At 75.5% G+C, this 18,539-nt stretch carries 17 protein-coding genes and 1 pseudogene; 7 read left to right on the plus strand and 11 right to left on the minus strand.

The genetic code is table 11. From position 1 onward, the window contains the following. Positions 1–79: 79 nt before the first annotated feature. The 6 genes and pseudogenes from IF99_RS0127735 to IF99_RS35270 all read right to left on the minus strand — a co-directional run. Positions 80–511: a hypothetical protein gene (locus IF99_RS0127735; RefSeq protein WP_031000674.1), complete on the minus strand. Its 432-nt coding sequence runs from the start codon at positions 509–511 to the stop codon at positions 80–82. 93 nt (positions 512–604) lie between these two features. Continuing rightward, the gene (ung, locus tag IF99_RS0127740) at positions 605–1,288 is read right to left on the minus strand and encodes a uracil-DNA glycosylase (protein ID WP_031000676.1); all 684 of its coding nucleotides are present in this window, start codon (positions 1,286–1,288) and stop codon (positions 605–607) included. Positions 1,289–1,488: 200 nt separating this feature from the next. Next, the gene (locus IF99_RS0127745) at positions 1,489–2,253 is read right to left on the minus strand and encodes an SDR family oxidoreductase (protein WP_031000677.1); all 765 of its coding nucleotides are present in this window, start codon (positions 2,251–2,253) and stop codon (positions 1,489–1,491) included. Between the two features lie 21 nt (positions 2,254–2,274). Continuing rightward, positions 2,275–3,036 carry a 3-oxoacyl-ACP reductase FabG gene (gene fabG / locus IF99_RS0127750; protein ID WP_031000679.1) on the minus strand — a complete coding sequence of 254 codons (762 nt, stop codon included), beginning with the start codon at positions 3,034–3,036 and terminating at the stop codon, positions 2,275–2,277. A 237-nt stretch (positions 3,037–3,273) separates the two neighbouring features. Beyond that, the gene (locus IF99_RS35265; protein ID WP_420705730.1) at positions 3,274–3,702 is read right to left on the minus strand and encodes a DUF3037 domain-containing protein; all 429 of its coding nucleotides are present in this window, start codon (positions 3,700–3,702) and stop codon (positions 3,274–3,276) included. Beyond that, positions 3,688–4,497 (minus strand): annotated as a pseudogene (locus tag IF99_RS35270) (HipA family kinase); the annotation flags it as partial. The gene IF99_RS35265 and the pseudogene IF99_RS35270, both read right to left, overlap by 15 nt. 86 nt (positions 4,498–4,583) lie before the next feature. Between IF99_RS35270 and IF99_RS0127760 the strand changes: the two are divergent. Beyond that, positions 4,584–6,734 (plus strand): prolyl oligopeptidase family serine peptidase, encoded by a 2,151-nt coding sequence (locus IF99_RS0127760; RefSeq protein ID WP_031000683.1) that lies wholly within the window; start codon positions 4,584–4,586, stop codon positions 6,732–6,734. 126 nt (positions 6,735–6,860) lie between these two features. Further along, on the plus strand, positions 6,861–7,298 hold the full coding sequence (locus tag IF99_RS0127765) for a Rieske (2Fe-2S) protein (protein ID WP_031000685.1): 438 nt from the start codon (positions 6,861–6,863) through the stop codon (positions 7,296–7,298). A gap of 96 nt (positions 7,299–7,394) precedes the next feature. Here the strand turns inward: IF99_RS0127765 and IF99_RS0127770 are convergent, their stop codons facing one another. Next, positions 7,395–8,732 carry an aminotransferase class I/II-fold pyridoxal phosphate-dependent enzyme gene (locus IF99_RS0127770; protein ID WP_031000687.1) on the minus strand — a complete coding sequence of 446 codons (1,338 nt, stop codon included), beginning with the start codon at positions 8,730–8,732 and terminating at the stop codon, positions 7,395–7,397. Positions 8,733–8,812: 80 nt separating this feature from the next. On the opposite strand from IF99_RS0127770, the gene IF99_RS0127775 reads away from it, so the two are divergent. Further along, positions 8,813–9,475, plus strand: coding sequence for a pyridoxamine 5'-phosphate oxidase family protein (locus IF99_RS0127775; protein ID WP_031000689.1), 663 nt, complete (start codon positions 8,813–8,815; stop codon positions 9,473–9,475). 57 nt (positions 9,476–9,532) lie between these two features. Here the strand turns inward: IF99_RS0127775 and IF99_RS0127780 are convergent, their stop codons facing one another. From IF99_RS0127780 to IF99_RS0127795, 4 genes are all read right to left on the minus strand, one after another. Beyond that, complete coding sequence (locus IF99_RS0127780; RefSeq protein WP_031000691.1) at positions 9,533–10,465, minus strand: DMT family transporter; 933 nt, start codon at positions 10,463–10,465, stop codon at positions 9,533–9,535. Between the two features lie 386 nt (positions 10,466–10,851). Further along, positions 10,852–11,886 carry an EamA family transporter gene (locus IF99_RS0127785; RefSeq protein ID WP_031000693.1) on the minus strand — a complete coding sequence of 345 codons (1,035 nt, stop codon included), beginning with the start codon at positions 11,884–11,886 and terminating at the stop codon, positions 10,852–10,854. A 120-nt stretch (positions 11,887–12,006) separates the two neighbouring features. Next, positions 12,007–12,624, minus strand: coding sequence for a Clp protease N-terminal domain-containing protein (locus tag IF99_RS0127790; RefSeq protein WP_031000696.1), 618 nt, complete (start codon positions 12,622–12,624; stop codon positions 12,007–12,009). 178 nt (positions 12,625–12,802) lie between these two features. Further along, a complete protein-coding gene (locus tag IF99_RS0127795) occupies positions 12,803–13,555 on the minus strand; it encodes a helix-turn-helix transcriptional regulator (protein WP_420705731.1) in 753 nt (250 codons plus the stop codon). Positions 13,556–13,897: 342 nt separating this feature from the next. Here IF99_RS0127795 and IF99_RS0127800 point away from each other — a divergent pair, with 342 nt between their 5' ends. From IF99_RS0127800 to IF99_RS0127815, 4 genes are all read left to right on the plus strand, one after another. Next, positions 13,898–14,287, plus strand: coding sequence for a VOC family protein (locus tag IF99_RS0127800; protein ID WP_031000700.1), 390 nt, complete (start codon positions 13,898–13,900; stop codon positions 14,285–14,287). Positions 14,288–14,702: 415 nt separating this feature from the next. Continuing rightward, positions 14,703–15,764 carry a phosphotransferase gene (locus tag IF99_RS0127805; protein WP_031000702.1) on the plus strand — a complete coding sequence of 354 codons (1,062 nt, stop codon included), beginning with the start codon at positions 14,703–14,705 and terminating at the stop codon, positions 15,762–15,764. 49 nt (positions 15,765–15,813) lie between these two features. Further along, complete coding sequence (locus tag IF99_RS0127810) at positions 15,814–16,728, plus strand: aminoglycoside phosphotransferase family protein (protein WP_031000704.1); 915 nt, start codon at positions 15,814–15,816, stop codon at positions 16,726–16,728. Between the two features lie 92 nt (positions 16,729–16,820). Next, positions 16,821–18,401: an ArnT family glycosyltransferase gene (locus IF99_RS0127815; RefSeq protein WP_234340889.1), complete on the plus strand. Its 1,581-nt coding sequence runs from the start codon at positions 16,821–16,823 to the stop codon at positions 18,399–18,401. The last annotated feature ends 138 nt before the right edge of the window (positions 18,402–18,539 follow it).

An 18,539-nucleotide genomic window follows, 5' to 3' on the forward strand; every position in this document is an offset into this window, starting at 1 on the left:
CGGGGCCGGACCAGCGGCCCGCCCTTAAGAACCACCGGCCGTCAGCCCTGCGGCCCCCGGCGCACCGCCACGCCCCCTCCTACACCCCCAGCCGTTGTCCCAGCCGGATGATCGCCGCCCGTACCCCGTCCGTGTAAGGCCCCGCCGTCAGCGACTCGGCCGCCTCGCGGGCGCGGACGAGGTGGGCGCGGGCCTCGCTCGTACGGCCCGCGCGGGCGTAGTCGGCGGCGAGGGCGAGGCGGAGGCGGGGCAGCAGGGAGCGGTTGCCGGGTCCCGCGGCGCGCAGGGCGGTGAGGTCCCAGTCGAGGCGGCGGGCCGGGTCGTCCTGCGCCTCGGCGAGGTAGTGGGCGAGGGCGCACCGGTGCGGGCCGGGGCCCGGGGGCAGTTCCTCCCACAGGGCGAGGAGCCGTGCGCGGGCCTCGGCCCGGTCCCCCGCGTGCAGCAGCAGCGCGGCCTGGCCGATCCGCGTCGCGATCCCGCGGTCCCTCGTGTCCTCGTGCCGTCCCCGCACCCGCCGCCTCCGCTCGCCGCCCGTACCGTCGCCGGGCGGGCGGCGGTACGGGCACGCTAACGGCAGCCTCGCCGCGGGCGGCTCAGGCGGGGCTCAGCCCAGGTCGGGGATACGCCAGTCGATCGCCTTGTGGCCCTGCGCGGCGAGGGCCTCGTCGATCTGCGTGAAGGGGCGCGAGCCGAAGAACTTCTTCGCCGAGAGCGGCGAGGGGTGCGCGCCCTTCACGACGGCGTGCCGCTCGGTGTCGATGAGGGGCAGCTTCTTCTGCGCGTAGGCGCCCCACAGGACGAAGACCGCCGGGTCCCGGCGCGCCGAGACGGCGCGGATGACGGCGTCCGTGAACCGCTCCCAGCCCTTGTTCTTGTGCGAGTTCGCCTCGCCCTCGCGGACGGTGAGCACCGCGTTGAGGAGCAGGACGCCCTGCTCGGCCCACGGCATGAGGTAGCCGTTGTCGGGGACGGGGACGCCGAGGTCGGTGTGCAGCTCCTTGTAGATGTTGCGCAGGGACGGCGGGACGCGGACGCCCGGCCGCACGGAGAAGCACAGACCGTGGCCCTGGCCCGCGCCGTGGTAGGGGTCCTGACCGAGGACGAGGACCTTGACGTCCTCGAAAGGGGTGGCGTCGAGCGCGGCGAAGACCTGCTCCTGCGGTGGGTAGACCGGGCCCGCCGCGCGTTCTTCGGCGACGAAGGCCATCAGCTCGGCGAAGTAGGGCTGTTCCAGCTCCTCGCCGAGTACGCCGCTCCAGGACGCGGGCAGCGGGGCGGCAGGGGTCACGGTCACGTCAACAACCTCCGGGGGTGCGCTCGGTACGTCCCCGAACCTACCGGGAGGCACTGACAACGCCCCCGCGTGGCCGTCGCGGCAAGGAGCACGCCCCGTACGGCCCGCGGAGAAGGGGACGCGCCCGCCCCCGCACGGGAACGGGCGCGCCGCCCGGGACGGTCACGCGCCCGGCCCCGGGGTGTGCGCGCGGCTCAGCCCACGCCCGCGTTGAGGAAGATGCCGCCGTCCAGGACGAGCGTCTGCCCGGTGATCCAGCCGGAGCGGTCCGAGGTGAGGAACTCGGCGGCGCCGCCGATGTCCTCGGGGACACCGAGCCGGCCGAGCGGGTACGAGGCGGCGACCTCGGCCTCGCGGCCCTCGTACAGGGCCTCGGCGAACTTCGTCTTGACGACGGCCGGGGCGAGCGCGTTGACCCGCACCCGCGGCGCGAACTCGTGCGCGAGCTGGAGGGTGAGGTTGACCATGGCGGCCTTGCTCATCCCGTACGCGCCGATGAAGGGCGAGGCGGAGATCCCGGCGAGCGAGGCGATGTTGACGATCGTCCCGCCGTGCTCCCGCTGCCACGCCCTCCACGTGTGCTGCGCGAAGCCGAGCGCCGAGAGCACGTTCGTGTCGTACACCTTGCGGGCCACGTTGAGGTCGAGTTCGGCGAGCGGGCCGAAGACCGGGTTGGTGCCCGCGTTGTTGACGAGGTGGTCGACGCGGCCGAACGCCTCCATCGTCGCGGCGACGGCGGCGGCCTGGTGGGCCTCGTCGTGCGCCTTGCCCGCCACGCCGATGACGCGATCGGGCCCGAGGCGCTCGACGGCCTCTTTGAGCGCCTCCTCGCCGCGCCCGGTGATGCACACGCGGTCGCCGCGCGCCACGAGTGCTTGGGCGATGCCGTAGCCGATGCCCCGGCTGGCCCCGGTGACGAGGGCGACCTCTCCGGAGTCCGGCCGCTGCTGCTCAGTCATCTGGTGCTGTCCCTCCGGGGTTCAGTTGAGCGGGCCGCCGGCCACGTACAGGACCTGGCCCGAGACGAAGCCGGCCGCGTCGGCGGTGAAGAAGGCGATGGCGTTGGCGACGTCCTCGGGGTGCCCGACGCGCTGGACCGGGATCTGCGAGGCGGCGGCCTTCTGGAAGTCCTCGAAGCCCATGCCGACGCGCTCGGCGGTCGCGGCCGTCATGTCGGTGGCGATGAAGCCGGGGGCGACGGCGTTCGCGGTCACGCCGAACTTGCCCAGCTCGATGGCGAGGGTCTTCGTGAAGCCCTGCATCCCCGCCTTCGCCGCCGCGTAGTTGACCTGGCCCCGGTTGCCGAGCGCGGAGGAGCTGGAGAGGTTGACGATCCGGCCGAACCCGGCGTCGACCATGTGCTTCTGGACGGCGCGGGCCATGAGGAAGGCACCGCGCAGGTGGACGCCGAGGACGGTGTCCCAGTCGCTCAGGCTCATCTTGAAGAGCAGGTTGTCGCGGAGCACGCCCGCGTTGTTGACGAGGATCGTCGGGGCGCCGAGCTCGGCGGCGATCCGCGCGACGGCGGCCTCGACCCGCGCCTCGTCGGAGACGTCGGCGCCCACCGCGAGGGCCTTGCCGCCCGCGGCGGTGATCTTCTCGACGGTGTCCGCGCAGGCCGCCTCGTCGAGGTCGACGACGGCGACGGCGCGGCCCTGCTCGGCGAGGCGGATCGCGGTGGCCGCGCCGATTCCGCGCGCCGCGCCGGTCACGACGGCTACGCGCTGCTCGGTGGTGGACATGTGGTGTTCTCCTCGTCCCTGGGGGAAACCTCGGCGCCCGGTACGGCGGGGCGGGGGCTCTCGCGCGGCGGGCTCCTCACACTACCGCGCGCGAATGAGCGACCGCTTAGTACCTTGGGTGGGAGTGACGCTAGAAGGCGTGGCACCGGGTGTCAACGGGGCCGACCGGCGCTGGCGTGTGATCCCCCTCGCGCGCGGCGGCCGGGGACAGCCGCACCGCGCCCGGGAAGCGGCCGTTCAGGGAACGAGCAGTTCCAGCAGCCGGTCCAGTTCCTCGCCCGGCGCCCGCGTTAGCCCGGTGTGCACGGGGCCCGGCTGGAGGAGGGCCGAGCGCGGTGCCACGAGCCAGCGGAAGCGGCGGCCCGCGTCGTCGCCCGCCGCCGCGCCCGCCCCGCTCCCGCCACCGCACACCGCTTCGACCGCGCGGAGGAGCGCGGCGGCGCCCTCGGTGTCGGCGCCCGGATCGAGGGCGCGCAGCCGCACGGCGTCGAGGCGGGTACGGGCCGCGACGAAGCCGGTGGCGCGCTGGTAGACGACGACGCCGGCGTTGACGTACTCCCCGCGGTCGACGCGCGGGACGAGGCGCAGGGCGGCGTACTCGAAGACCTGCGGCGTCGCGGTCCCGGACGCGGGCGGCGCGGGTGCGGGGACGCCGTCGTCGGGCAGCCGCCAGCCCGAGGCGGCGACCTGCGGCGCGGGGGACGGCTCCTCGGGCAGGTCGACGCGGGCGGCGAGGCCGTCCGCACGCCGCAGGAGGGCGTCCACGTACGCGCGGCGCACCTCGTCGGCAGACGCGAAGCCGTGCTCGCCCTCGATCCACACGTCGGGGACCTCGGCGAGGACGCCGGTGAGCAGGTCCTCGGTGACGAGCGGGGCCAACTCGGCCTCGGCCGCGGCGAGATCGGAGGCGAAGGGGGCGAGGACGTGGTCGCGCGCGTCGTAACGGCGCAGCGCGGAGGCGGCGGCCGTGGGCCAGTTGTGCTGCCAGATCATCGTGGCCCCGTGGTCGATGAGCCACAACGCGCCCGCGTGGACGAGCAGGTTGGGATTGCGCCAGGAGCGGTCGACATTGCCCACGAGCGCGTCGAACCACAGCACGCGCCCGGCCTCGCGGGGCTCCACCTCGTAGGCGAGCGGGTCGAAACCGAGCGCGCCCGCGAGGTATCCCATGCCGAGGTTGAGCCCACCGCTGCCCTTGAGCAGCGCCTGCACCTGTTCGTCGGGCTCGCCTAGGCCGACGACCGGATCGAGGTCGAGCGCCCGGAGGGCGGGCACGCGCAGCCCGAGCCGCGCGGCGAGCAGTCCGCAGACGGTCTCGGCCACGAGCGTCTTGCGCCCCTGCCCGGCCCCGCTGAACTTGAGCACGTACAGCTCCCCGTCCGCGGCCTCGACGAGCCCGGGCAGGGAGCCGCCTTCGCGCAGCGGGGTCAGATAGCGGGTCACGGCCGCTTGGGTGAGCATGGGACGCAGGTTATCGACCGGGACGGCCGACTCCGTATTCCGCTGACGCACCGTGTGCCCTGTGTGCCCAGGGCCTATAGTGCCCCATGACTCCCACCCCTCCCGCCAGGGCACACCTGCGCGCTTTTCCCGGGCAGTTCGCCCGTTCCGCCCGTTTTTCGCGCGGTCGTCCGCACTCCTTCACCGTCTCGGACGACGGTCGTCGCGTGCTGTTCCTGCGCTCGCTCTCCGGCACGGACCCGGTATCGCTCCTGTGGCTGTACGAGACCGGCACGGACGCCGAACGGCCCCTGACCGACGCCGGGGTCACCGGGTACACCGCCGACGCGCGGGGGCGGCACGTCGTCGTGGCGCGCGCGGGCGGCACCCTCGCGGCCCTCGACACGAGGACGCCCGACCCGCCGCGCCCGCTGCCGGGGATACGTGACGCGAGGGCGCCGCGCCTCTCACCCGGCGGCGAACGGCTCGCGTTCGTCAGGGACGGGGCGCTGCACGTCGCGCGGTGGCCGGGCGGGGAGGACGCGGTGCTGTGCCTCGTCGCCCCGGAGGGACCGGATGTCGCCTACGGGCTGCCCGACCTCGTGGCGCGCGAGGAGATCGGGCGCGAGGAGGGGTACTGGTGGGCGCCCGACGGCACGGCGCTGCTCGTCGCCCGTACCGACGAGAGCGGCGTCGCGCGCCGCTGGCTCACCGACCCCGCGCACCCCGAACGGCCCCCGCGCGTGCTGCGCTACCCGGCGGCCGGGACGGCGAACGCGGTCACGAGCCTGCACCTGGTCGCGGCGGACGGGAGCGGCGCACGGCGGGTCGCGCTGCCCGGGCGGGCGGGCGAGGGACACCCCGAAGGCCCGTGGCACGCCCCGGCGTTCGAGTACCTGACAGCGGCCGGATGGGACGCCCACGGGCCCTGGGCGAGCGTGCAGACCCGCGACCAGCGCACGGTGCGCACCCTCGCGCTCGATCCCGCCGACGGCTCCGCGCGCACGCTCGCCGAGGAGCACGACCCGTACTGGGTCTCCCTGCTGCCCGGCGCGCCCCTGCGCACCGCGGCGGGCGCCCTCGTGACGGCACGCGTCCTCGGCGACGGCACGCGCGGCCTCGCGGCCGGGGCGGCGACGACGCCGGAGGGCCTCCAGGTGCGCGCGGTGCTGGGGGCACGGGGTGAGGAGGTGCTGCTGCGCGCGGGGACGGACCCGACGGAGGTCCATGTCTGGGCGTGGACGCCGGGCGCGGCGCCCGTGCGGCTGAGCGGTCCAGGGCCCGGCGTGTACGAGGGCGCGGTGGGCGGGCCGACACTGGTGCTCGACGGGCTCGGCCCCGAGGGCCGCACGGTCCGGGTCACGGGCGGCGGCCGAGGCGGGGCGGGCGGCGCAGGCAGCGCGGGCGGCGCAGGCAGCGCCGTGGAGTCCCGTGCCGCCGTCCTCCGTTCCCTCGAAGAGACCCCGCTCGTCCTCCCCCGTCCCCACCACCTGCGCCTCGGCGTCCGCGCGCTCCGCAGCGCGCTCTACCTGCCCTCGTGGCACACGGCCGGGACGCGGTTGCCGGTGCTCCTGAGCCCGTACGCGGGGCACGGACTGGGGCTCGTGGTCCGGGCGCGGACGTGGTGGGCGGCGGTCGCGCAGTGGTTCGCCGAGCACGGCTTCGCGGTGCTGATCACGGACGGGCGCGGCACACCGGGGCGGGGCGCGCCCTGGGAGTACGCGATCCACGGCGACCGGCTGACGGCCGCGCTCGCCGACCAGGCGGACGCCCTGCGCGCGGCGGCTGCCGCGTACCCGGACCTGGACCTGGGCCGGGTCGGCATCCGGGGCTGGTCCTACGGCGGTTATCTCGCCGCCGCGGCGGTGCTGCGGCACCCGGAGACCTTCCACGCGGCGGTCGCGGGCGCCGCGCCCGCCGACCGGGCCCTCTACGACACCCACTGGGAGGAGCGTTTCCTCGGCGACCCGGCGGTGCTGCCCGAGGGGTACCGGGCGTCCTCGCTCCTCGACGACGCGCCGCGCCTGCGCCGCCCGCTGCTGCTCGTGCACGGTCTCGCCGACGAGAACGTGAGCCCGGCCCACATGCTGCGGCTCTCGGCCGCGCTGCTCGCCGCCGGGCGTCCGCACGAGGTGCTGCCCCTGTCCGGCGCGGAGCACGGCGTCATGGGCACGCCGCTCGCCGCCGCGCTGCTGCGGCACGAGGTGCGGTGGCTCGGTGGAGCGCTGGGCGTCGCGGTGGACGAAGAGGAGGGGTGACGGCGTGCCGGTCGGCCCCGGCCTGTCGGCGGGGCCCGGCGAGGCGGACAATAGGGGCGGCGCGTCCGCGCGCCCGCCCGTATCCGCGACGCCTCGCGCGTCCTCGTGTCCCGGAAGGGAACCCGCATGCCCCTCCCCCGCCCCTCCGGCTCCGGCGCCTCGCGCCGCACCTTCGTCGCCGCCGCGGGGGCCAGCGGTCTCGCGGCCCTCCTCGCGGCCTGCGGCGGCTCCGGCTCCGGCGGCAAGGGCTCGTCCGGGTCCGGCGCGGGTGGCCACGGCACGCCCCTCGGCAGCACGGCGGACATCCCGGAAGGCGGCGGCAAGATCTTCACCGACGCGAAGGTGGTCGTGACCCAGCCGGCGAAAGGCGAGTTCAAGGCGTTCACCAGCGTGTGCACGCACGCGGGCTGCCAGGTCGCCGGGGTCTCGGGCGGCACGATCAACTGCGCGTGCCACGGCAGCAAGTTCTCCATCGAGGACGGCTCGGTGAAGCACGCCCCCGCGACCTCGCCGCTGGAGGAGTTCGAGCTCAAGATCACGGGCGACACGATCAAGCTGGCCTGAGGACAGCGGGCGGTACGGGCACGGTGCGGCGGCGAAGAGCCGCCCCGCGACAGCGGGAGACCGCCCCACGCCGTGGCGCCGACCACCCAGCCGCCCTCACACGTACGTCCTCGGCTCCCCCGTCCCTCGTCCCACCGCCCGTGCGAGGGCGTCCGCGAGCGCGTCCAGCGCGCGGGCGTCGAGTCCCGAGACCGTGACGCGGACGCCCGGGCCGGAGGCGAGGCGGAAGCGGGCCCCGGGCGCCACTGCCCAGCCCTCGGTGAGCAGACGGGCGACCGCGGCGGTCTCGTCGGGGACCGGGACCCACACGTTCATGCCGCTGCGCCCGCGCGCGGGCACGCCGTGCGCCGCGAGCCGCGCGAGGACGGCCGCGCGGCGCGCCTCGTAGGCGGCGGCGACGCGTACCGGGTCGACGGCGCCCGTACGCCACAGGTGCGCCAGGGCCCGCTGGCTGAGGTGGCTCACCCAGCCGGGGCCGAGCCGCTGGCGGCCGCGCAGCCGGTCGAGCGTCACCTCGTCCCCCGTGAGCACGGCGATCCGCAGATCGGGCCCGTACGCCTTGGCCGCCGAGCGGATGAAGGCCCAGTGCCGCGTCGTACCGGCGAGCGGCAGCGGCGGGCCCACGACGATGCCGTGCCCGTGGTCGTCCTCGACGAGCAGCGTCTCGGGGTACGCCTCCAGCAACTCCCGCAACGCAGCGGCGCGTTCGGCCGCGAGTACCGCGCCCGTGGGGTTCTGGGCGCGCTCGGTGACGACGAGGGCGCGGGCTCCCGCGCCGAGCGCGCGGGCCACGTCGGCGGGCACGGGCCCGTCCTCGTCGACACCGACAGGGACGGCGCGCAGTCCGAGCGCGGGGACGAGATCGAGGAGGCTGCCCCAGCCCGGGTCCTCGACGGCGACGGCGTCACCGGGGCGCAGGTGGGCGCCGAGGACGCGTTCGATCGCGTCGAGGGACCCCGAGGTGACCGCGAGCGGGCCCTCCGGCACCCCGTCCGCCGCGAAGGAGGCGCGGGCGAGCGCGGCGAGCGCGGGATCGAGGGGCGCGCGCCCGTAGAGCACCGGGTCCGCGTCCCCCGCCGCCGCGGCCTCGGCGAAGGCGGGGGCGAGCGGGGGCAGGAGGGCCACGTCGGGGTTGCCCGAGGCGACATCGCGGGCGCCGGGCGGCACGGCGATCCTGGCGGCGTCGCGCGAGGTCGTCGCGGGGCGTGCCCGCACCCGGCTCCCGCGCCGCCCCGCCGTCTCGATGACCCCGCGCTCGCGCAGCGTGCGGTACGCGGCGGCGACCGTGTTCGGGTTCACGCCGAGGTCCGCGGCGAGCTCCCGCATCGACGGCAGCACTTCACCGGGCCCCAACTCCCCATTTCCGACGGCTCGTTCCACGTCAGCGGCGATATCGGCGGCACGCCGCCCACGAATCCGATACTCTCCTAGCACAAACAGTAGTTTGCACTAGTGCAATAGAAGGCGCAAGTCGCCCAGCCTGAACCACTCGTCCGCAGCGAGGAGAGACCCGCATGACCACCGAGCCCGCCGCGCCCTACAACCCCACGCCCCGCACCAAACCCACCCGCTCCCCCGAGCGGGCCCGCTACGACCGCCCGACCGTGCACGCGATACTCGACAGCGCCTGCCTCTGCCACCTCGGCTACGTCCGCGAGGGCGCGCCCGTCGTCCTGCCGACGCTGTTCGCACGGCGGGGCGAGACGCTGTACGTGCACGGCTCCACGGGTTCGCGCCCCCTGCGCGCGGCACGCCAGGAGCCCGGCCTCGCGGTGTGCCTCACGGTGACCCACGTCGACGGCCTCGTCCTCGCGCGTTCCGCCTTCCACCACTCCCTCAACTACCGCTCGGTCGTGGTGCAGGGCACCGCCCGGCAGGTGACGGACGAGGACGAGAAGCGCACCGCGCTCGACGCGATCGTGAACCAGGTCGTCGCGGGACGCGCCGCCGATGCGCGCCCGGCGAACGCCAGGGAACTCGCCGCGACCGCCGTCCTCCGCCTCGATCTCGACGAGGTCTCCGCCAAGCTCCGCACCGGCGGCCCCAACGACGACCCCGAGGACCTCGCCCTCCCCCACTGGGCGGGCGTCGTCCCCGTCCGGCAGACGTACGGCACCCCGGAACCGGCCGCCGACCTGTCTCCCTCGGTCCCGCTCCCGGCATACCTGAGCCACTGAGGCGGAACGGGGCGGAGCGGGCCTGCGGCCCTCCGGCAGCAGGCCCGCCCCGTACCCCTACGCCCGCGCCCTCCGTTCCTGCGCCGCCAGTCCCGCCACCGCCGTGAGCAGCAGCACCACGCCCAGCATCGTGGCCCCCGTGAGCCGCTCGCCGAGCAGCAGGACGGCGATGGCCGCCGCGCTCACCGGTTCGAGCAGCATGATCACGGAGACCGTCGCCGAGCGGACGACGGCCGCTCCGGAGAAGTAGAGGACATAGGCGAGCGCGCTCGGCACACCGGCGAGGTAGCCGAGGAGCAGGAGGGTAGTGCCGAGTTCCGCGCCGCTCCCCGGCAGCACGCCCTCCACGAGGGCGAAGGGCAGCAGGACGACCGCTCCGACCCCGAAGGACCACGCCGTCGTCGTCACGGCGTCGCGTCCGCCGCCCGCGCGGGCGGCGCCGCGCGTGAGGAGGGTGAGCGCGGCGTACGAGAAACCCGAGGTCAGCGCCCACGCCACTCCGGCGGGCCGTACCGTCGCGCCGCCCCCGCCGAGCACCAGTACGGCGAGCCCGGCGAGCGCCCCCGCGACGGCGAGCACCCCGCCCGCGCCAAGGCGCTCGCCGAAGCCGAGTCGCGCCCCCAGCGCGATCAGGACGGGCCCGCAGCCGAGCGCGACGACGGTCGCGACCGCGAGTCCGGTGTCCCGCACGGCGAGGAAGTACGTGGACTGGAAGACGGCGAGCAGGAGCCCCTGCGCGAGAGTCCGCGCGAGCCCGCCCCGAACCGGGGCGGCGGGACGGGGCCGGGGCGCGGCGGGCCGCAGGGCGCGCGCTGCGAGGAGCAGCGCGAGCCCGCCGACGTAGCGCCAGAAGGAGAGGGCGAGCGGGCCGAGCCCCGAGGAGCGGTAGAGGAGCGCGGCGGCGGCCCCCGCGGTGCCCCAGGCGAGTCCGGCGAGGGTGAGGGAGAGCAGGCCGCGCGCCACGGGGCGGCCGGGAACTGCGTACGACACGAGAAGGTTCTCCGCGAGAAGTCAGAGGATGCCCGGGGCGCCGGAGCGGCGCGCCGTGGACTTCTGCGGGCAGCACGAGCAGCGCCCCCGCCCCGCGCCGAAGGGGGGCGGAACGGCCGCTGACCTCAACCCGCGCTCAGCGGACCGGAGGCGGAAGAACGAGCGCTCGCGCATACATGGCGCTCACCCTAGGGGGCGGCGGGGGCGGCCGTACAGCCGAGGGCCTTCGGCCCGGCCCGGGGAAGCGGCCCCGCACACGTCGCTCCTTCCCACCGCCTCGGTCCCCCGCGCCTCGGTACGCCGCGCACGCCGCGCGGCCCTCGCCCCGCGCGCCCGGCCGCCGGACCTCGTGCGCCCAGCGGTGCGCACCCCCATCGCCCGGCCGTTCAGCGCGCGTCCGGGACCCCCTCCCGCGTCTCCAGGGGTACGGTGCCGCCCTCCGCGACCGTGCGGGCCTCGCCCGCGCCCGCCGGGGTGGCCGTCTGCGCGACGAACGCGCCGACGAGGACCACGAACCCGCCCACGAGCTGGGGCGGCGAGAGGTGTTCGCCGAGCAGCACCCAGGCGAGGACGGTCGCCACGACGGCTTCCAGGCACGCCACCACGACCGCGACCTGCGGCGAGAGCCCGCGTACCGCGACCACGCCGGTCGCGTAGGCGACGACGGTCGCGACGAGCACGATCCAGGCGAGCAGCAGGAACACGGCGACGGGGGTCCCGTTCATCTCCGCCCTGCCGCCGAGCACGCTCCAGTCCATGCCCCACGGCCGCGCCACGAAGGTGAGGACGACCGCGCCGACGAGCAGCCCGTAGGAGATGACGCCGAGCGGCGACGGCGGAGGCTGCCCGGGCCCCTTCAGTGCTGCCTTTTCCCCTGGGCCCGCGGGCTCCGTACCGTGGTCCGAGAGGACGAAGTAGCCGACCTGGCAGCAGGCGGCGCCGAGCGCGAGCAGCAGGCCGAGCGCGTCGAAGCCCAGCCCCGCCCACACCTCCACGACGCACGCGAGCCCGCCCACCGCGAGCACGACCCCGAGGACCGCCGCCCGGCTCACGGGCCTGCGCTGCACGAACCGCACCCAGCCGAGCACGAGCGCGGGCGCCAGGTACTCGACGAGCAGCGCCACGCCGACCGGGATGCGGGAGATCGCGGCGAAGTAGCACGCCTGCACCCCAGCCACCGCGAAGAGCCCGTACCCGAGCAGCAGTCCCGGCCGTGCCCGCGTCAGCGCGCGGTGCCGCCACGCGACGGGAAGCAGGACGAGCGCCGCGCCCGCGACCCTCAGCCACACCACGTGCAGCGGGTCGAGCCCGGCCTCGATGAGCGGCTTGGCCGCGACCCCCGAGCCGCCGAAGGCGAGCGCCGACACGAGCGCGAGTCCCAGTCCCGCGCCCTTGCGTCCCCGCGTCCCCGTCCCGCTCATCTCCCCGCCCCTCCCGCCTCCGCCCCCTCGGGCCCGGCGAACGGGGCCATCATGACAGGAGCCGTCAGGTGCGTCACGCGCTTTGGTACTGACGGGATGAGAGGGCCGGGAAGGCCGCTCCTACGGCTCGACGTGCCGGGCCCGCAGGTCCGAGACATCGAGGGACCGTACGTCCTCGTCCCCGTCGCGACGACCGGGCTCGCCCTCGTCCAGCGCGGCCAGCAGCGGCTCCGGGTCCCCGCCCGCCTCCCGCAGCAGCGCGACGGCGCGGCAGTCGGGGTCGGCGGCGAGGGCGGCGAGGAGGTCGACGGGGCGTGGGCCGGCGCTCCCGGCGCTTGTCGCCGCGCGCTCGCGAGCCCGGTCCATGGCGAGGCTCGCCGGGGGCGACCAGCCGGCATGCCCGAGCGCGGGCAGGCTCCCCGAGTCCTCGACGGTGCCCTGCCAGCGCAGCCCGTACCCGATGCTGCGCTGCACGAGCAGCCCGAGGAGGCGGGCGAGGTGGGGGCGGAGGACCTCGCGGCAGTGCGGGTCCTCCTGGAGGAGGGAGTGGAGCAGGTGCGCGGTGTCGATCTGCTCGTCGCCGTCGCGCACGGCGCGGCGGCGGGCGCCCGAGACGACCCCGGCGAGGGATCCGCTCAGCCCCGCACCGGGGTCCGGGGCGGTGTCACGGGGGCCGGGTACCGGCGAACTGCAACGCTGCACGTCCTCCACTCCACCACGGAGCCGTCGCCCGGTCATCGGCGGACGGGACCGTTCTCGCCTCCCGCGCAGGGTGGTGCTCTCGCCCCGCCCCCTCCTCCTTGCGGAGGAGATTCCTCCCTCGCCCGGCGGAGAAGGGAACGGCGAAGGGCCCCGCACGCTCTCCCCCGTACGGGGCCCTTCGCCGAGGGTGCGCGCGAGGCCTCGGCCCCGGCGCTCAGTCACCGGAGGGGCGCTCGCCCGCGGCGTCGTCCGTGCCGCGGCCCGCGTCCTTCCGTGCGCTGCCCGGGTCCGCCGTGCCCTCCGGCTCCGCGTCCTCCGCGAGGATGAGGTAGAGGCGCTTGCGGGACTCGTTGAGGACGGCGACGGCACGGTCGCGCTGTTCCTTGCTGCCGGTCTTCCAGACCTGCCCGAAGGCTTCCATGAGCCCGAAGCCGGCCTGACGGATCTCGCCGAGCGCCTCCCAGTCGACGCCCTTGCCGGCCTCCTCCCAGGGGGCCTCGGGACCCTCCTCGGCGGCGGTACGGCCTTCGTCGGTGAGCGCGAAGAGCTTCTTGCCGCCCTCGCTGCGACTGACGATGAGTCCCTCGTCCTCCAGGAGCTGGAGGGTCGGGTAGACCGAACCGGGGCTCGGCTTCCACGCTCCGCCGCTGCGCTCGGCGATCTCCTGGATCATCTCGTAGCCGTGCATCGCGCGGTCCTTCAGGAGCGCGAGGATCGAGGCGCGCACGTCACCGCGCCGCGCCCTGCCCCGCCGCCCCCCGGGTCCGCCGGAACCGAAGCCCCCGGGTCCGCCGAAACCGCCGGGCCCGCCGAAGAGCCCCCCGAAGCCACCGGGACCACCACGGCCCCCGTGCCCGGGCCCGAACGGCCCGAAGGCGGCCCGCCGCCCCTCGCGCTCCCCCTGCCCGTGACCGCCGCCGTGATGGCCGCGCCCCCGCGCCTCTCCCATGGCGCGCATCGCGCGCATGGCCTGGATGCCGTTCTCGAAGTCGTGTCCGTAACCACGCATGACACTCAACTCCTTCTCTCGATGCACCACGCCACCGATTCACGGAGACGTATCACGATCTGTTCGCGATGCCTCAACGATATATCGCAACAATGTCGAACGCAAGGATTCGCGAGAAGGCGGCGCTGTCGTGCCCCGAGGGTGGCCGGCCGATCACGGGAGAAGGACCACGGGCAGGCGCCTCTCGCCGCAGACCGGCCGCCTCTGTTCCCTGTCACCGGTCGCACGGGGCCCTCGGCCGCGCACCATCCGGGTGGCGACGGGCGTCGAGTGGGCCCGTGGGGCTGAGAGGATCAGGGGATGGCGGACTCACCGATGCGGATCAATGCCCTCATCGTCGATGCCACCGACCCCGAGAGGCTCGCCTCCTTCTGGTCGGAAGTGCTCGGCCGTCCGGTCGTGGGCCGCACGGGACCCTACGTATGGCTGCGGCGCGAGAACGGCCTGGGCCTGGGCTTCCAGCGCAGCGAGGCGCCCAAGCCCGTGAAGAACCGCATGCACTTCGACGTCACCTCACCCCACCCGGCCGCGGAGCAGCAGCGTGTCGAGGCGCTCGGCGGGCGCCGACTGGAGGAGTACGACGCCGGCGGATTCCTGGTGATGGCGGACCCCGAGGGCAATGAGTTCTGCGTCATCCCCGAAGGCCCCTTCGAACTCGACGACGAGGGGCGCGCCGACTACCTCGCCTGACCGGCCTGCCCGTCTCAGCCGGTAGCCTGTCGGCTGCCCCCGCGAGACGCTGACCGGCGGCCCCCGCTCCGAGCAGCCAGGGCCCCGGATGCGTCACCGGCCGCCCGGACCACAGCCGCTGGAAGAGCACCGGCAGGGCCTGCGGACGGTCGCCGCCCCTCCGGCGCGACGGCGTTCGCTGGCCGCTCGTCATGCCCGTACAGGTGTGGCCACCGCACCCCCCTCGTTCGTGAACGCGGAGCGGCAGCCGGTCGCGCCGCCGGTCATCACGATCACCGTTCACTGCGTCAGGACAGCCGCGACCCCGCTCCCGCGCGCGGCCCCGGAGCGGCCGAGGTCTGGTGGTGTCCACCGAAGGAAGCCGCGTCGGACGAGGCCCCCGGCCGAGGCCCCAGCCGCCGATAGGCTCGCGCGCATGACGACGCACCCGCTTCCGTTCGGCGAGGCTCCGCTCTCCACTGTCGGCACCCCCGAGAAGGCCACGCTCCTGGACAGCAGCCCGCGCTCGCGGGTGTGGCGGGTGCGGCTGACCGACGAGCGGCCCGTGATCGTCAAGCAGATCGTCGACGGCGGGGACACGGGCGCCGACGCGGACACGCGCTTCGCGCGCGAGGCCGCCGGACTGCGCCTGGCCGGGCGGGCCACCGGGCCCGCGGTGGCACCCGCGGTGCTCGCCACCGACCCGTCCGCGCGGGTGTTCGTCCTCGAACACGTCGAGGACCTCGGCGAGACGGACGACTGGATGCCGGGCTACGCCGCCTCACTCGCCCGCCTGCACTCCCTGACCGGACCGGAGGACGCGGGCGCGCTCCCGCCCGCGGCGGGCCCCACGGCCGCCGACGCGGAGTCCTTCCTCGCCCTGGCCAGGGCGCTCGACCTTTCCGTGCCGCCTCGGGTGCACGATGAACTCGCCGGGCTCCTGGACCGCTTGGACCCCACCCCGCACCACGCGCTGCTCCACGGCGACCCCTGCCCCGGCAACGATCTGCGCACCCCCGAAGGCGTCCGCTTCGTCGACTTCGAGCGGGCCTCGCTCGGCAACGGACTGACCGAACTCGTCTACTTACGCATGGGTTTCCCAACCTGCTGGTGCGCCCTGTCGGTCACCGGGGCACCGCTGGAGGAGGTCGAGGACGTCTACCGGTCCACGTGGCGCGGTCTCACCGGCAAGGACGTGCCCGGCGACCTCGCCGACGCCTGCGCGGGCTGGGTGATCCAGGGCGACGCGCTCGTCGAGCGGGCCCACCGGGGCACAGCCGACCAGCTCGCCCGCGTGGCCACGGAGGACTTCACCTGGGGCCCTCACTCCGCCCGCGAGCGGCTCGTCCACCGCCTGAACGTGGTCGCCGGGACGACCCGCGACCACGACCACCTGCACACCTTCGGCCGCCTCGCTTCCGCCATGGCCGGCCACCTGCTCACCCTCCGGCCGCGACCGCGCGCCCTCCCCCCGCACCAAGCCCGCCCCTGGACCTGAGCCGTCCCGGGCCGGAACCGCCCTCTCGCCCTCCCTCGTCCTCCCCTGCATGACACCGCCCCCGCAGCCGCCCGAGATCACCGAGGACCTCGTCCGCGCACTCCTGCACGAGCAGTTCCCGCACCTCGCGGAGCTTCCCCTGGGGCTCGGCGCGCGCGGCTGGGACTGCCAGGTGTGGCGGCTCGGCGACACACTGGCCGTACGGATGCCGTGGGCGACGGAGCGCGCCGACGAGCTGCTGCGCAACGAGCTGACGTGGCTGCCCGCACTCGCCGCGCGCCTGCCCCTCCCCGTGCCGAGGCCGCGGTCGCTCGGGAAGCCCTCCGCCCGCTTCCCCCGCACGTGGATGATCACGACGTGGGTGCCCGGCGAGCCCGGCGACCACGTGCCCGCCACGGACGGACCCGCGACGAGCGCCGCGCTCGCGGGTTTCCTCCGCGCTCTGCACCAGCCCGCCCCCGCGTCCGCCCCCACCGGCCACTTCGGGCGGGGCGCCCCGCTCGCCGGGGCGGCCGACGGGCTGCCCCACGGCTTCGCCGAAGCGGTCGGGAAGGGCCTCCTCACCGAACCGGACGCCGTGCGCGCCGTGTGGGAGGACGCGCTCGCCGCGCCCGGCTGGGAAGGACCGCCGCTGTGGCTCCACGGCGACCTGCACCCCGCCAACGTCGTCACCACCGACGGCGCCCTCAGCGGTGTGATCGACTTCGGCGACCTGTGCGCGGGCGATCCCGCCTGCGACCTCGCGGGCGCCTGGAGCATCCTGCCCGACGGCGCGCTCGACGCCTTCCTCGCCGCCTACGCGCCCGACTCCGCCCTCCTGCGCCGCGCCCGCGGCTGGGCGGTGGGGCGCTCGATCGCCGCCCTCCACATCGCGGACGCCGGGGAGCACGGCCGCCCGGGCGGCAAGACCTCCTGGGGCCCGCCGGCGCGCGCCGCGCTCCACCGCCTGCTCGCGCGCGACTGAGGCCCAGGGACCCTTACCTGCCTGACGCGCCCGCCGTACAGTGTCGGACGCGCCGCCCCGGTCACGGGGGCCACGGGCGACGCCCCGGGGGAATGATGACGGACACGGGCACGCGCGACGGCACAGGGGCGAAGGGCCCGGCGGCAGGTACGGAGCGCGAGGCGGCAGCCGACACGGCGGTACGCCCGGTGCACCCCTTCGACCGCCGCGCGCTCCTGGTCGCCGGGCTCGTCCTCGCCGTCCTCCTGGCCCTCTCGTCCCGCTACGGCTTCCACCGCGACGAGCTGTACTTCCTGGACAGCGCCCGGCACCTCCAGGCGAGCTACGTCGACCAGCCCGTCCTCGCGCCGCTGCTCGCCCGCCTCTCGCTCACCCTCTTCGGCGCCTCCGTCGTCGGCCTGCGGCTGTGGGCCGCGCTCGCCACAGCGGTCACCGTGCTCGTCGGCGCCCTCACCGCCCGCGAGTTCGGCGGCGAACGCCGCGCGCAACTCCTCGCCGCCGTCGCGACGGCCACCATGCCCGTCCTGCTGAGCAGCGGTCACATCGCCAACAGCACCTCCTACACGCTCCTCGCCTGGTCCGCGACCGCTCTCGTCGTCGTGCGGATCGGACGTACGGGCGACACCCGCTGGTGGCTGCTCGCGGGCGCGCTCGCCGGGATCGGCGCCGAGTTCAACCACCTCGTGGGCATCTTCGCGCTCGCCCTGCTCGCCACCGCGCTCGCGACTCCCGCCCGCGCTCTCCTCGCCAACCGCTGGTTCGCGGGCGGAGTGCTCCTCGCCGTCCTCCTCGTCCTGCCCGACGTGTGGTGGCAGGCGCACCACGACTGGGCGACGGTGGAGATGACGGGAGCGCTGCGCTCCGAGCACGGCGGGGCCGGACACGTACCCGCCTGGGTGGTCGGGCAGTTCGGCATGACGTGCCTCGCGATGGTCCCGCTGTGGCTCGCGGGCCTGCGGCTCCTGTGGCGCGCGGGCGTTCCGCTGTGGCGGTGCCTCGCGCTCTCGTACGGGCTGCTCTTCGTCGTCTTCGCGGTCACGGCGGGCGAGCAGACGTACTACCTCGCGGGGCTGTACGTGTGCCTGCTCGGCGCGGGCGCGGTCGCGCTCGACGGGTGGCTGCGCGAGCGGCGGCAGCGGTGGCGCTCCTTCGTCGGCGCGACGGCGGTCACGGCGGCGGCCTCCGCGCTCACGGTGCTCCCCGTGCTGCCCGCTTCGGCCGGGGCGTGGACGTACGGCATGAACGCGGCCTCGGGCGAGACGACGGGCTGGCCCGAGATGGTCCGTACCGTCTCCGGCGTGTGGCACGGCCTTCCCGCCGACGAGCGCGCGCACGCGGTCGTCTACACGATGGACTACAGCGAGGCGGGCGCGGTCGACACGCTCGGCGGGAGCGAGGGCCTGCCGCACGCCGTGAGCGCGCACAACACGATGTGGTGGTGGGGGCCGGGCGATCCCGCGGCGCGCACCGTCGTGGTCGTGGCGCCGAACCCCGCGTACGCGCCGCACTACGCGAGCACGCTGCGGAAGCGCTTCGCGCACGTCCGCCTCGCCGCGACCCTGCGCAACCCGGACGGCATCCCGACCATCGAGGACGGCGGACACGTCTGGGTGTGCACGGGACCGCGCCACGCCTGGGGCGCGACATGGCAGCGGCTGCGGCACTACGAGTGAGGCCGGGGCGGGAGGCAGTCCGGCGTGCTGTCGGTGTCCCCCCTTACGAGTTGGTGCGTGATAGCGGGTGAGGTGTCGTGCCAGGTGATGGCATGATCCGGCTGTGGCGATCATGGTCAATCGGGCGGTGCTGGCGCA

Source organism: Streptomyces sp. NRRL F-5630 (assembly GCF_000719475.1).
GTDB lineage: Bacteria > Actinomycetota > Actinomycetes > Streptomycetales > Streptomycetaceae > Streptomyces.

Bases quoted from the DNA above. Each gene is read 5' to 3' on its own strand.
- IF99_RS0127745 (WP_031000677.1), bottom strand. From the start codon at position 2,253: ATGACTGAGCAGCAGCGGCCGGACTCCGGAGAGGTCGCCCTCGTCACC.
- fabG (WP_031000679.1), bottom strand. From the start codon at position 3,036: ATGTCCACCACCGAGCAGCGCGTAGCCGTCGTGACCGGCGCGGCGCGC.
- IF99_RS0127760 (WP_031000683.1), top strand. From the start codon at position 4,584: ATGACTCCCACCCCTCCCGCCAGGGCACACCTGCGCGCTTTTCCCGGG.
- IF99_RS0127765 (WP_031000685.1), top strand. From the start codon at position 6,861: ATGCCCCTCCCCCGCCCCTCCGGCTCCGGCGCCTCGCGCCGCACCTTC.
- IF99_RS0127775 (WP_031000689.1), top strand. From the start codon at position 8,813: ATGACCACCGAGCCCGCCGCGCCCTACAACCCCACGCCCCGCACCAAA.
- IF99_RS0127785 (WP_031000693.1), bottom strand. From the start codon at position 11,886: ATGAGCGGGACGGGGACGCGGGGACGCAAGGGCGCGGGACTGGGACTC.
- IF99_RS0127790 (WP_031000696.1), bottom strand. From the start codon at position 12,624: ATGACCGGGCGACGGCTCCGTGGTGGAGTGGAGGACGTGCAGCGTTGC.
- IF99_RS0127795 (WP_420705731.1), bottom strand. From the start codon at position 13,555: ATGCGCGCGATGCGCGCCATGGGAGAGGCGCGGGGGCGCGGCCATCAC.
- IF99_RS0127800 (WP_031000700.1), top strand. From the start codon at position 13,898: ATGGCGGACTCACCGATGCGGATCAATGCCCTCATCGTCGATGCCACC.
- IF99_RS0127805 (WP_031000702.1), top strand. From the start codon at position 14,703: ATGACGACGCACCCGCTTCCGTTCGGCGAGGCTCCGCTCTCCACTGTC.
- IF99_RS0127810 (WP_031000704.1), top strand. From the start codon at position 15,814: ATGACACCGCCCCCGCAGCCGCCCGAGATCACCGAGGACCTCGTCCGC.
- IF99_RS0127815 (WP_234340889.1), top strand. From the start codon at position 16,821: ATGATGACGGACACGGGCACGCGCGACGGCACAGGGGCGAAGGGCCCG.